Origin of the sequence: Skermanella pratensis, from assembly GCF_008843145.1 — a bacterium.
Classification (GTDB): domain Bacteria; phylum Pseudomonadota; class Alphaproteobacteria; order Azospirillales; family Azospirillaceae; genus Skermanella; species Skermanella pratensis.
Map to the genome: position 1 here is coordinate 5244912 of NZ_CP030265.1, position 13477 is coordinate 5258388.

Annotated in this window: 8 protein-coding genes; 2 read left to right on the top strand and 6 right to left on the bottom strand. The window is 60.8% G+C overall.

Annotated elements, in window-relative coordinates; all coding sequences use genetic code 11:
• Positions 1-8 precede the first annotated feature (8 nt).
• A complete protein-coding gene (locus DPR14_RS24145; RefSeq protein ID WP_158047420.1) occupies positions 9-1745 on the bottom strand; it encodes a stimulus-sensing domain-containing protein in 1737 nt (578 codons plus the stop codon).
• Positions 1738-2439, bottom strand: a complete 702-nt coding sequence (locus tag DPR14_RS24150; protein ID WP_158047421.1) for a response regulator transcription factor — start codon at positions 2437-2439, stop codon at positions 1738-1740. The genes DPR14_RS24145 and DPR14_RS24150 overlap by 8 nt, the downstream gene beginning before the upstream one ends.
• Before the next feature lie 168 nt (positions 2440-2607).
• On the opposite strand from DPR14_RS24150, the gene DPR14_RS24155 reads away from it, so the two are divergent.
• Together DPR14_RS24155 and DPR14_RS24160 are read left to right on the top strand one after the other, a co-directional pair.
• The gene (locus DPR14_RS24155; RefSeq protein WP_158048329.1) at positions 2608-3396 is read left to right on the top strand and encodes a HugZ family pyridoxamine 5'-phosphate oxidase; all 789 of its coding nucleotides are present in this window, start codon (positions 2608-2610) and stop codon (positions 3394-3396) included.
• 51 nt (positions 3397-3447) lie between these two features.
• Complete coding sequence (locus DPR14_RS24160) at positions 3448-5061, top strand: phosphoenolpyruvate carboxykinase (protein WP_192499144.1); 1614 nt, start codon at positions 3448-3450, stop codon at positions 5059-5061.
• 81 nt (positions 5062-5142) lie between these two features.
• On the opposite strand, the gene DPR14_RS24165 is transcribed toward DPR14_RS24160, so the two are convergent.
• The 4 genes from DPR14_RS24165 to DPR14_RS24180 all read right to left on the bottom strand — a co-directional run bounded on the left by DPR14_RS24165 (position 5143) and on the right by DPR14_RS24180 (position 13474).
• Positions 5143-8334 (bottom strand): DEAD/DEAH box helicase family protein, encoded by a 3192-nt coding sequence (locus tag DPR14_RS24165; protein ID WP_158047423.1) that lies wholly within the window; start codon positions 8332-8334, stop codon positions 5143-5145.
• A 3-nt stretch (positions 8335-8337) separates the two neighbouring features.
• Positions 8338-8922: a PDDEXK family nuclease gene (locus DPR14_RS24170; RefSeq protein WP_158047424.1), complete on the bottom strand. Its 585-nt coding sequence runs from the start codon at positions 8920-8922 to the stop codon at positions 8338-8340.
• The gene (locus DPR14_RS24175; protein WP_158047425.1) at positions 8919-10076 is read right to left on the bottom strand and encodes an AAA family ATPase; all 1158 of its coding nucleotides are present in this window, start codon (positions 10074-10076) and stop codon (positions 8919-8921) included. The genes DPR14_RS24170 and DPR14_RS24175 overlap by 4 nt, the downstream gene beginning before the upstream one ends.
• 185 nt (positions 10077-10261) lie before the next feature.
• Entirely contained in the window at positions 10262-13474 is a 3213-nt protein-coding gene (locus DPR14_RS24180; protein WP_158047426.1) for a site-specific DNA-methyltransferase, read from the bottom strand.
• Positions 13475-13477 lie beyond the last annotated feature (3 nt).

The window sequence follows — 13477 nt, forward strand, 5'->3', positions numbered from 1 at the left end:
GGGGCGGCTCAAGCGCGCGGCAGGCGCACCGTGAAGACCGCGCCGCGGACCTCGTCCCGTCCGTCGCGGCGGTTGCGCGCGAAGATCTCGCCGCCGTGGGCGTCGACGATCTGCTTGGAGATGCTGAGCCCCAGGCCGGAATGGGTGCCGAACTTCTCGCCCGCCGGGCGCTCGGTGTAGAAGCGGTCGAAGATCGCGTCCAGCTTGCCGTCCGGGATGCCGGGGCCGTCGTCCTCCACCGTGACCTCGACCCGTTCGCCCTCCGGGGTTCCCCGGACCACGGCCGCCCGGACCGTCACGGCGCCGCCCGGCGGCGAGAAGGAGACGGCGTTGGCGATCACGTTCTGGAACACCTGCACCAGCCGGCCTTCCAGTCCGGGCACCGTCAGGTCGCCCGCCGGGGGAAGCTCCAGCTGGACGCGGGGGGCCTGGCGCTCCGCCGCCGTGGTCTGGTGGATGTCCGCCAGCATGCGCAGCATGCGGCCGATATCCACCGGCTCCGCCTCGGCCCGGCTCAGCTCGGCGTCCAGCCGGGACGCGTTGGAGATGTCGCTGATCAGCCGGTCCATGCGCTGGATGTCGTCCTCGATGATCGACATCAGCCGGCGCTGCTGATCCGGGTCGCGCACCCGCGCCACCGTCTCGACCGCGCTGCGCAGGCTGGTCAGCGGGTTCTTGATTTCGTGGGCGACGTCGGCGGCGAAGCTCTCGATCGCGTCCATCCGCTGCCACAGCGCCGCCGTCATGTCGCGGAGCGCGCCCGACAGGTCGCCGATCTCGTCGCCGCGCCGGCTGAAATCCGGGATCTCGTGGTGCCGGCCGTGACCGCGCCGGACATGGTCGGCCGCCACCGCCAGCTTGCGGATCGGCCGCGCGATGGTCCCGGCGAGATAGAAGGACAGCAGCACCGTCACCGCCAGCGCCACCGCGAACACCTTGAGGATGTCGAGGCGGACCGAACGGATCGCCGCGTCGATCTGGACCCCGCCGCGCGACAGCATGACCGCGCCAAGCACCTGCTTGAAGCGCTGCACCGGGACCGCGACGGTCAGCATCATGCCGTGGTCGTGGGTGGTCCAGACGCTGGCGCTGACGTCGCCGGCCAGCGCCCGGACGACGTCGGCGTACTTGTCCGCGACCTGGACCGGCCCCTCGCGGAACACCGGGAACTTGTCGCGCGACGGCAGCGCGTTGACGATCCCGTCGTACAGGTCGATCGCGATGCGGGACACCGGGCCGCCCTGCACCGGCGGCGGCAGCTCCTCGATCTGGACGACGCCGCCGGGTCCGATCAGCACGCGGCTGTCGGCGATCAGGGTGCCCGACGGGTCGAACAGCCGGGTCCTGGTGTCGGTCGTCTCGACCAGCCGGCGGACCATCTGGCGGGCCAGCTCGTGCGACAGCTCGTTGGTCTCGTCGCCGCCGCGGGTGACCGCGGCCTCGCCGATGGCGCCGGCGAAGATCCGGGCCTCGGTGCGCAGCGCCTCCAGCTCGCTCTCGATCAGCCGGTCCTGGTAACGGCCGAGATAGAGCAGCCCGCCCACCAGGATGGCGAGGGCCAGCACGTTGACGGCCAGGATGCGCAGGGTCAGCGGCGACAGCGTCCGCCGGTACCGGCGCGGCTGCGCCCGGTCGGCTCCGTCGCGCCGGCGGGCCTCCGCCGGGTCGGCCCGGGACGGGGAGCGGGATCGCGGCCCGACCGGCGCCGCCGACCGCACCCGGGAGGCCACGCCGTCGTCAGGCATCGCGATATCGGTAGCCGACGCCGTACAGGGTCTCGATCTGGCCGAAGTCGCCGTCTATCGCCTTGAACTTCTTGCGCAGCCGCTTGATGTGGCTGTCTATCGTGCGGTCGTCCACATAGATGTGCTCGCCATAGGCGGCATCCATCAGCTGGTCGCGGCTCTTGACATGGCCCGGGCGCACGGCCAGGGCCTTGACCAGCAGGAACTCCGTGACCGTCAGCTCGATCGGCTGCCCCCTCCAGGTGCAGGCGTGGCGCGCGGGGTCCAGCACGAGGTCGCCGCGCACGATCACCGCGCTGGGCTCGCCGCCCGCCGACTTGTCCCGCCGCATCTGCTCCCGGCGCAGCAGCGCCCGGATGCGCTCGATCAGCAGGCGCTGGCTGAACGGCTTCTTGATGTAGTCGTCGGCGCCCATGCGCAGGCCCAGCACCTCGTCGACCTCGTCGTCCTTGGAGGTCAGGAAGATGACAGGCAGCCCGCTGACCTGGCGCAGGCGCGACAGCAGCTCCATGCCGTCCATGCGGGGCATCTTGATGTCGAGCACGGCAAGGTCGACCGGCTTCGCGGTCAGGCCCCGCAGGGCCTCGTCGCCGTCCGTGTATGTCCGGACCTCGAAGCCTTCGGCTTCCAGCGCGATCGACACCGACGTCAGGATGTTGCGGTCGTCATCAACCAGCGCGATAGTTTGCGGCAACGTCAGTCTCCTCTGCGCCTCGAAGTGGAGCATCCGTCGGGATGCGGAAAATCCCTCTTCCGCGCCGGCACTCTGGTTTGCCAATATGGCACCATTGCGGCGCAAAAAAGGGCTGGTTCACCCCATCGACAGGGGTTGGACCGGCCCGGAAAAAGGCGGGTGGCTTCGATGAACAACGGCACTGGACCGGGCGCGGCCCCGGACCCCGCCCCGAATACCGGAACCAGTCCCGGTCCCGCCGTCACGGCCCGCCGCGTGATGCGCGCGGCAGACCGCGCCACCCTGTCCACCGCCCAGCGCGACGCGGGCGGCTGGCCCTATCCGTCGCTGGTGCTCACGGCGCTCGACCACGACGCCTCTCCCCTGCTCCTCATCTCTGATCTGGCGGACCACACCGCCAACATCAAGGTGGACCCGCGCGTCGGGCTGCTGTTCGACGGGACGGCCGGCCTGGAAGAGCCGCTGGCCGGCTCCCGGGTGTCTGTGCTGGGCCGGGCGGAGCGCAGCGGGGACCCGCGTCATCGTGTCCGTTTCCTGGCGCGACACGAAAGCGCATCCTTGTACGCAGGATTCGGCGATTTCGCGATCTACCGGGTTGCGGTCGAGAGTGCCCATCTCGTGGCGGGGTTCGGCCGGATCCGCTGGATCCCGGGCGACGACCTGCTTTTTCGTCTCCCAGATATCGAGACACTGGCTTTGCGGGAGGCGGATATCGTACAGCATATGAACGAGGACCACGCCGACGCGGTCGAACTGTACGCGACCGTGCTGCTGGGCCGTGAAGGCGGCGGCTGGAAGCTTACCGGCATCGATCCCGACGGATGCGACCTGCGTCTGGCGGGGCGGACCGCCCGGCTGGATTTCAGCAGCCCCGTGTTCGATGCGGAGAGTGCCCGGAGGGAACTCGTCGATCTGGTCCGGCAGGCACGCCGGACTCGAGGGGAAACTCAGGCCTGACGACAAGGCCGACTGTAATCCGGCAAACCGGACAGAAAATACGTGGAGAGAATGACCGTGAAGCAATTCGGACCGACCATCAGCAGCAACGGCCTTGACTATCTGGGCCTGTCCGGCCTCAAGGCGGCGCACTGGAACTACAGCGCGGCCGGGCTCTATGAACAGGCGCTGGTGAGGGGCGAGGCGACGCTCGCCAAGGGTGGACCGCTGGTGGCAATCACCGGTCAGCACACGGGCCGTTCGCCCAACGACAAGTTCATCGTGCAGGAAGACTCGACCAGCGGCGACATCTGGTGGGGCAACGTCAACAAGCCGATCACCGAGGAGCAGTTCGACCGGCTGCATGGCCGGGTCGCGGCATATCTCCAGGGCCGCGAGGTGTTCGTCCAGGACCTCTACGCCGGCGCCGACCCGGAATACCGCCTGCCGGTCCGCATCGTCACCCAGCACGCCTGGCACAACCTGTTCGCCCAGAACATGTTCATCCGCCCCTCGGCGGAGGACCGGATGCATTTCGCGCCGGAATTCACCGTGCTCCAGGTGCCCGACTTCAAGGCCGTGCCGGAGCGTGACGGCACCCGGTCCGACGTCTTCATCCTGTGCAATTTCGCGAAGCGCCTGATCCTGGTCGGCGGCACCTCCTATGCCGGCGAGATCAAGAAGGGCATCTTCAGCGTCATGAACTACCTGCTGCCGGCCAAGGGCGTCCTGCCGATGCACTGCTCCGCCAATATCGGGCCCAAGGGCGACACCGCGGTGTTCTTCGGCCTGTCCGGCACCGGCAAGACGACCCTGTCGGCCGACGGCAGCCGCACCCTGATCGGCGACGACGAGCACGGCTGGTCCGAGACCTCGATCTTCAACTTCGAGGGCGGCTGCTACGCCAAGGTGATCCGCCTGAGCGCCCAGGCCGAGCCGGAGATCCATGCCACCACCAGCCGGTTCGGCACGATCCTGGAGAACGTCGTGATGGACCCGGAGACCCGGGTGCTCGACCTGGACGACGGCCGCTACACCGAGAACACCCGCGCCTCCTATCCGCTCGACTTCATCTCGAACGTCAGCGAGACGGGCATCGGCGGCATCCCGCAGAACATCGTGATGCTGACCGCCGACGCCTTCGGCGTGCTGCCCCCGATCAGCAAGCTGACGCCGGACCAGGCGATGTACCATTTCCTGTCCGGCTACACCGCGCGCGTCGCCGGGACGGAAAAGGGCGTGACCGAGCCGCAGGCCACCTTCTCGACCTGCTTCGGCGCCCCCTTCATGCCGCGCCACCCCGCGGTATACGCCAAGCTGCTGGGCGACAAGATCGCCAAGCACGGCTCCAACGTCTGGCTGGTCAACACCGGCTGGTCGGGCGGCGCGTACGGTACGGGCAAGCGCATGTCGATCGGCCACACCCGCTCGCTGATCCGCGCGGCGCTGGAAGGCAACCTGGCCGACGCGCCGCACCGCCCCGACCCCAACTTCGGCCTGTTCATCCCCGAAGCCTGCCCGGACGTGCCGGCCGACGTGCTTCAGCCGAAGAACACCTGGAGCGACAAGCGCGCCTACGACGAGACCGCCCACGAAGTCGCCAAGCGCTTCGAGGCGAACTTCAAGCAGTTCGCCGACGAGGTCGAGCCGGGTGTGCGCGACGCCGCGATCAAGACCGCGGCGTAAGGCTGGCGCTGTCCCAGGGACAGAAAGAAGGCCGGGGAACGTACTCCCCGGCCTTCTTTCTGTCGAAGGGCATTGCAGTGGTTACGGTGCGTGCTGCGGCACGGTGATCTTCTCGATCAGCTTTCCGATGTAGCCGATATCCGCCTTGCTCTGGAAAATGACGTTCTTCTGTTCCAGGTCTGCTAGTGCAGTTCCGCCCGCCCACCAGTCCACATCCTCGATCGCGGTCGTGGAAAGGATAAACGAATTCAGCACGACGGACGGGTCACCCAGGTGTCGCTCCAGAACCTTGATCCGCTGGTACAATTGAATTTTCGGATCGGTTTCCCCGCGAAGGTTGCGAATGCCTTTGGGATCGATGAAGCTGACGTACTGGGTATTCCTGGTCACCAGCCACAGAATGAAGTCCGGATAGAAATTGTCGGCGATCAGGAACGACACACCGCGACCACGACTGCGGTTCCTGAGAAGGTACAGTTCGGCATCGGCGAATTCCTTCGGGTGCGTGCGATGGTATTCCCGTAGATCGGTCACGAAATCCCGTTCACCCTCGTTCAGGGGAACGGGTTGCACCTGCACCACGGCACCGGCATAGAGCAGCGGTTGATAGAGATGGCGGTCGAAGCACACCGTGCCCAATACACCCATCTCCACGTCCCGCAGGACGCCCCGGTCGATGGCTTCCCGGGTCTGGCGCAGCATGGAGATCAGGGCGGTTTCGGTCCGATCCACGATGATTTTATGAGCCACAAGGAAGTTGGGATCATCGGGTTGCAATGTGCGCAGCTCGACGAAGGGAGCCTCGAACTCCGCCTTCCGGAAGCCATACAGCCTTTCGCAATACAGTTTCAGCAGCGTTCCCGCGATTTCCTGCCACTCGTGAACACGCTCCATCTGATCGAACGCAAGCCGGTCCGGAGGGATATAGAGCGTATACCAGTTGGGATTCTCCAACAGCGGCAGGATGTCGGCAGCCGCCATGTCGAAGTTGAACCAGGATCGCTCGGCCTTGAACTGCTGCAACTCGAAGTACAGTGCCTCGACATCCAACAGCGCCAGATGATCGCCGGTCAGCACGCCGGTCCTGAGATCGCCGTTCCGTTCGACCTCCGATAGCCCTCGACTCCGTTCCGCCTGAAGGCGCGGATACCAGTTGAGCGAAACCCGGTTGCGCGGCAGGAAGCCGGCCGGCGGCGGCCCCAGCCGAGGATGCGCGGCGCGGGGATCGCGCTTGAAATCGATGCCGGCCGGCAAACCGATCAGCTTGAGCGGCTTTTCCGGGAGTTTGGCAACGACGGGGAGCAGGATCTCGAACGGCTCCTCCCCCTCCCCGACCCCTTCCGCCGCCAGATACTCCTGAAACTGCTTCATGTAGTCGGCGCGGATGCCGAAGATGTTCAGAGTCTCCAGAGTCCCCAGGTAAGCGTTGTACGGCAGCCCCATTCCCGGAGCGGTATGCCGCTTCAGCCCATGGTCGAACCCCTTCAGCCGGACGCCGCGGCCGAACAACTGGATGGCCCCCGGACCTTCCCCTTTGGCGAAGTTCATCAGCCCGAGGGTGCTGACCCGCCAACTGCTCCAGCCCTCCGTGAACTTGCGGGACCCGATCAACAGGTTGACCGTAGTATCCTGATTGTTGAGCCCTTGGAAAAGCGAACCCGTGAAGGGCCTGTCCTCGACCGTCAGTTCCGGATGTTCCCGGCAGAGCTTGGCGAGTTGCGCTGCATCGCCGACATTGATGACGCCGAACGGATCGTAATCCCCTAGCCTCAGCGCCAGTTCCCCATCGCTGCCCTTAAGTTCCTCGACATGCAATGAGGCTTGGCGTTCCGCGTTGAAGACGACCCGCAAGACATCCTGATAGACCGCTTCCGGCGTGAACAGATGGTCCGCGAGGAACGGAAAGGCGTTCGCGAAGACCTCCCGCCCGGTAGCATCGAGCAGGCCGGGACTGCCGGAGATCAGCCGCCCGATTCGCCGGATATTGGTTGCCTTGTCGCGGTCGCTGACGAAGCGGGCAAGGAACAGGAGTATGTCCACGACGTCCGAAACTTTGCGCCCCTGCTGCGTCCGAACGGCATTGACGCTGCCGCCGACGAAGATCCACAAGGGGCGTTCGATGAGGAAGGGCTTCAGCGCCACACGCTGTTCGCCGTAAACCTTCGCCTGCTGGTAGAAGGCGAGGAGGCAGGCTGTCAGATACAGCGTCCGAGTCTCCTCGTTCCTGTCATCGGCGAGGTTGAGGACTCGGAAATCCTTGCCGTAACCGTCCTCGTAGAAGAACCGGTAGGAATAGTCGAATAGGATCGCCTTGCCGTACTCGTCGGTCAGGTCCCTCTGGCGGGTCCCCGTAGCGGATTTCACCGCCTGCCCGAACGTTGCGGAATACTCGAAGGTGAAGCCGTCTGCCGCTAGGCGCCGACGCATTTCCCGCCACTGGTCACCGCCGGCGCCCTGATGTCCCTCATCGACTAGAACCAGGTTGTTGCTCTCGAAGGCGTCGACCGAAACCGTTTTCTCCTTGCCGTCTTCCCGCAACTTACCGATCTCGATGATCTCGATCGCCTTGCCGGTGAACAGGCTCGCGCCGTCCTTCGTGAACAGGTCCGCTTCCATGCGGGACAGCCGGAACTCCTGAAGGTGCTGGCGCGACAGGCCCTCGTTCGGCGTGACCAGGATAACCCGGTTGAAATCGCGGCTCCTGTTGTGACGGTCGAGGTAGTGCCGGAACTGAAGGATGTTGACATGCATCAACAAGGTCTTGCCGGACCCGGTGGCGTTCCAGAAAGCTAGCTTCCGCAGATCGTCGGCCGTCCAGGGCGATAGGCGGTCACCTGCGCCGACACCCCGGTTGAAAACGTCCAGATAGCGGTTCAGCACCGTCAGCCAGCCATCGGGGTTCTTCAAGTAATTGTCGAGATAGATTTCGGTGAACAGCAGGGCTAGATACTGGAAATACTTCCATGTGACGGGCCGCTCGCGCCGGCCGTGGATCGCGGCCGTGTGGCGCACGATGTTGCGGTCATAGGCCAGAAGGGTTCCGGCATCCAAGACGGCCTTGCCCGGCAGAGCGGCCACCAGCGCGTGGTGCAGACGGGAGACATTGTCTTCCGTCGCCCCCTCCTCGGCCAATGCCAGCCGTTCGGAAATGTCACGGAAGCGGCGGAAACCCAACATCTCCAGCATCAACCGGTTGAGCACCAGCTTATGGGAAAACGGCACCAGGGAAGCGGCGGCTGAGGCCGTGCGGGCGGTTTTGGCGCGGGGAGGCATGTTTCAGGTACTCTCGGACGGCTGCAATTCCGATTGAGCACTACTGGCGCTGGCCGCGTCGCAGACCGACCATCCTGCCGTAGTGGGAATCTGATCTGGCCGAACCACCATGCACTTCAACTTCAGACCAGATAGGAGTTGGGTCGCCCGCAATGACATATCGCTGTGGACTTTCTGAAACAAATTGCTGCCAACACGGTCAGGATGATCGACAAAGACGAGAATTGCAACCAAGGGAATGTTATCCGGCGTACCAAAGACAACCTTTGTCAAATGGGCACATGAATCATCCGAGAAGCGGTGCGCTGCATACAGGGAGGCCGTCGTATCGAATACTTTGTGAGCAAATTCTAGAGCTTCCATCTGGTTAGATCTCAATTTCAGCTTATCGTCGTTTCGTGCCTTCCGAAGATCTGACAACTCTATCATTAAAATGCCAGTTTCATAGATAGCGACTATATCGACAACTTTCTGATTTGGAATTCGATTGATGAGTTTCTTGAAAAAGCTTTGTTCAGCATCCATCTTGACGGGAAGCCATTCATCAGGCAGTGAAACCTCCAAGTCTTTTTCTATGATTTTTTTCATTTTTGCATACCCTCAAAGAATAATTTAGTCATTTCTTCGTCTTGCTGCAATACAGCATCAAGAGAGGCCAAAGTAGGAATCTCATCAAGATTACCTCCGGCCTGCGCTATCACTCCACTCTCACTCGGAGAAAGCGATAAATACCTTTGGTCTATGATCTCATCGCGCCTAGCAGTGCTAAGGTGCAACTGTCTCATGAAGAATAGACTATGGCTTGCCATAACAATTTGTACGCCTAAACCTGCCACTGCAGTTACCGCGTCGGCCAACAACTGCTGAAGCTTAGGATTTAGATGCGCATCCGGCTCATCCCAGAATAAGCTGCAACCAGGATGTAGCAGTCCGTTACTTAACAAATGCCATATGGTAGCTAACTTGCGATAGCCATCTGCGGCAAGCGTGATCGGCCGTCCACCGATCTGCGGAATTTCACCTCTTTTGAAATTAATGGCACCCATTGTTTGAGCTAACTGCGCCAGTACTTTGTCCACACCCTCTGCAGCAAATGGATCGCTGGCAAGTTGCTTTGGATCAGCCCGCTGGACACTGGTTTCGGCAAGATCGGCGGCAGAGGCGTCCATCGACATCGGGTAAGCGCGGTAGATCGGCTGTAGGTCCGGGTACATCCCGAATACATCCAGAATCGGAATGCAAATGGGACTGCGTTGCGCACCTTCAACTACGCCCGGGGATTGATTTATCCTTACTTTTTTACTGCTGTGAGTAAAAGAGAAGCTCAACGTTCTCCCAGTTGCATAGCTGATGGTGACAACCGCTTTCGTCTCCCCACCCCTTACCAATGCGCCAAGCGTCGCGCAGCGAAAAACGCTACGCAATTTATCAGCAATTAAGTCGGGAAAATCATGTTCGGAAACACTGCATTCAGGCACCCCTGGAAGGCTGTCGGGATAAATAGCCTTGGTCGCAGCATAGCAGAGCTTGATCAGATGGCTTTTGCCGGTACTGTTTTCACCAGCAATGACATTAATCCCCGGTGAGAATTTCTCATCGAATCTTGCAAATACGGTGAAATTCTCCAGAAATAGGCTCGAAATTACCCCTAATGGACTAGAAGAGCTTGTTGACCCAACCATTATATTACACCTACCGGTTCGAATGTTCGAGGTTGCTGGAACGATCGAGATAAAGATCATCCATCCGGGGATCCTGCTTCAAGGCTTATTCCAATGCCGCGATTTCCGTCAGGTCGTTCAGGTCGGTTCCCTGCTCTACCTCGACACCATGCTCGTCCAGTACAAAGGAGAAGAAAGCCAGCTGAAGCGCGTTCGATTGGCTCAAGCGGGTTGGCGCAATCACAAAAGTACATCCACTTGGCTTTCTACAAGCTTCGCGTGTCGAACATCAGGCGTTTGAAATCCCGTTCGATCAGGCGGACTTTCCAAAGCGCGCCGTTGTCCTCCTGCCCTCCCTCCGCAATGCCGGGACGCCGAAGGTTTTCCAGGTTGTTGTCGCCGTTGACCCAGATGGTGTGGAACTCCAAGTCGAGCGTGGAGTAGTGCGATCTGCGGAACCACTCGTCCAGGTCAGCGTTCGATACCTCCGATAGCGAGCGCCAGAGAATCAGAACCTTGCCGCCGTCGGGCAAGGTGCCGAAGATGGAGAGTACGCCGCGCACGCGCTGGCGCGCGGTCACCTTCAGCCCGAGAAGATAGTTGAAGGTTTCCGGCAGATCGACTGCCAGCTCCCGCGTCTCGTCGTCGCGGGTGATGCGCAGGGTGTGGCGAAACGGCTCGGCGAATGCGTCGATGTTCAGCAGCGACGGGCTACCGGCGATATCGCCGCGCTGCGTATCGAGCAAATAGCGCAGCATATAGCCTTCCCGCATTGCCGGCTGCCGGTCGAACAGGCCCTGGCGCTCCGGCGAACGTTGGACTTCGAGGTTGTCTAGGGTGTCTTCATAAGATTCAAGGCGAATGTATTTAATAATATGTGAAATTCCATCGCTGGACAGCGGAACTCCCCCCTTCCAGTTCGAAGAATAAACTGCCTTGCATATCCGAGGTTTGAGCACATAATCGAAATGTTTTTCAACTTCGACCAAAACAAACTTTCTTGACCCGCCATCCTTGCGATTCATATTGATAATCACCTGTCCGGTTGTACCGGAGCCACCAAAAAAATCAAGGCAATAGCTATTATCATTTTTCATGCCTGACACTTGAAGGCAGTCTTCCACTGCAAAGACAGATTTAGGATAGGAGAATACGTTGTACTCACGAAACATTTCTCTTAATGGCGCGGTTCCATGCTCGGTTGCAGAATACTTTGCGTCAATCCAAAGGGTAGGAGGTATAATCTCTTGTCCAGGCGAATACTTATAGTAGACAGTATTAATTCCTCCTGGACCGGTCTTTGCTAAGTAGCGATCTGGATCATCCACAACCGATGCTGGTTTCCCCCTCCATCGCCTTTCCACCCCATTTTCATCTATCGGTAGAATTACAACTTCATCGGCATCTGGCTCCTCCAGAATCTTCCATTCGCGCTTAACTGAACTCCATTCCATAGCCGGAATTCTGACGGATTCTCCTTTTGCATAAATGGGATAGAACAACGTTGGCCGGTCATGCCGTTCAGATCCAGATCCTCTCTTCCTAAACAACTCCCACATGTACGCTTTACCATCTTCATCCTGCTCTTTGTAGCGGCGCGACTGCTCCACACTTCGAGTTAACTTGCCAACAGGCGCAGAGTCTGAGTTCTGTAGGAAAATCGCATACTCGTGTGCTTGACCAAACCCGGTTGGAGTTGGTCGTCCAGATGGATTCGATCGAATAGGTACAGTAGCAGCCACTCGACCACTAGAGAAAATCTCGGAACACAGGAAAGCTAATTCCTTATACTGGAAATCGTCTATTGTAATACATGCAATACCGTCTTGGGAAAGCATTAACTTTGACAGAGCTACTCTATCCCTAAGCATTGAAATCCAAGAAGATGATTTGTAACCATTCTTATAATTTATTGGCTCCGCATCAGTGTTATACGGCGGATCAGCGTATATTGATTGAATTTTATTTCTATATCTTTCCAGAAGCAAATTCAGCGCCCCGAAATTCTCCCCATGGACCAGTAGCCCGTCGGTCTGCTCGTCCAGATCATCGAATAGCCCCAGCAGTCGATCCTTGAACCCCGGAAAGGTCTCTTCCGGGAACCATTTGGTATCCAGCACCAGAAAGGGGTTAGCGCACAGGAACTCCACCGTTAGCGGTACGGCATAGGCCACGGTGCCCGCCGGAGCATCGGCAATCCTGTCGATGGCGAACAGCTTCACCCAATCTTTCCGCTGGTTGTTGTTGCCGGCGATGTCTGCCAGCAGGCCGTCGATCTCCGCGCGTTCCTTTTCGCTTTTAGCATTTTCGCGGACCGCGAAGATGCGGTCCAGGGTGATACACCACTGAGTTTCGAGGACGAACTTCTTTTTCAACCACAGGACTTTCTGCGCGTCTTCGATGTGCATCAGGAAATCGATGATCTTGTGCGCCACCCGCCGGATGGCCCTGATGGCGCTGAGCTGCTGTTCCGCCACTGGGGCCGTCGCCTGATCGATGTCGTCCAGGTAAAGGACTTCATTCTTGATGTAGAAGTCAAGCTCCCGGCGCAGGAAGCCTCCCAGGTCCTTGTGGATGAAATAGTCAAAGGTCCAGCGTGCGGTGTATTCCGCCAGATGCTTGCCCAACAGCGTCCGGCCGGCATTGGCCTCCGTCGGCGCCGGGGCGAACAGGGCCGCCCGCCAGCCTTCGATATCCTCCCGCGCGTGCAGCGTGGCGATGGCGTCGGCGGAAAGCTCTTCCTGCTTGCGGTCCTGGTCGTCCGGTCGGTACTCGAACAGAATCGTCAGTGTCGGGACGTCCTCGTCCGCCCTTTCCTGGATCGGCGCGGCCACGTGCAGGTGGAATCGCCGCTCCCTGCCGGTCGGCGCCTTGACGTTGTCTTGTTCCGTGCCCGCCAAAGCCAGTTCGAACCGAACCCGCCGCCCGTCCCCGGTACGGAAAGCATAGGTCCGGAGATTTTCCGCCGACTTGACGTAGTACTGATCGTGATTCGCCCAGTGGAGCTTCACCTCCTCCCCCTCGTAGGGGATGGCGTAGACCCCTTCCTTGTAGCGGCGGAGCGACAGGAAATCGCCGTCCTTGTAGTAGCGGCTGAAGAAGCTGTGCAGATGGCCGTAGACCGCCTCCTCCAGCGCGCCCAGATCGGGAGCCTCCGCCAGCTTCGTCCGCAGGTCCCTCACGCGCGGCGACTGGTTCGGATCGATCCCGTGCTCCAGGGCCCCGGCGATGGCTTGGTCGAGTTGGCGTTGCAGTTCCGCCTTGTCGGCGGGCTGGTACTGGCTGAGCGCGTCGCGTACCTGCGGCAGCAGGTCATTCGCCAAAAAGCCGCGCACCTCTTCGCGCCGGAGGTTGATGATCCGATAGATGCCGAAATCCAGGTCGCCCCGGTCAAGCTGGAACAGCTCGTCCAGCTTGTCCCGCAACTGCTTCAGGCGCTTGGACTGGCGAAGGGCGGCGTCACTGACGGCGAGGCTCATGTC

Coding starts and splice junctions, on each gene's coding strand:
- DPR14_RS24145 (WP_158047420.1), bottom strand. CDS start 1,745: ATGCCTGACGACGGCGTGGCCTCCCGGGTGCGGTCGGCGGCGCCGGTC.
- DPR14_RS24155 (WP_158048329.1), top strand. CDS start 2,608: ATGAACAACGGCACTGGACCGGGCGCGGCCCCGGACCCCGCCCCGAAT.
- DPR14_RS24160 (WP_192499144.1), top strand. CDS start 3,448: ATGACCGTGAAGCAATTCGGACCGACCATCAGCAGCAACGGCCTTGAC.
- DPR14_RS24165 (WP_158047423.1), bottom strand. CDS start 8,334: ATGCCTCCCCGCGCCAAAACCGCCCGCACGGCCTCAGCCGCCGCTTCC.
- DPR14_RS24170 (WP_158047424.1), bottom strand. CDS start 8,922: ATGAAAAAAATCATAGAAAAAGACTTGGAGGTTTCACTGCCTGATGAA.
- DPR14_RS24175 (WP_158047425.1), bottom strand. CDS start 10,076: ATGATCTTTATCTCGATCGTTCCAGCAACCTCGAACATTCGAACCGGT.
- DPR14_RS24180 (WP_158047426.1), bottom strand. CDS start 13,474: ATGAGCCTCGCCGTCAGTGACGCCGCCCTTCGCCAGTCCAAGCGCCTG.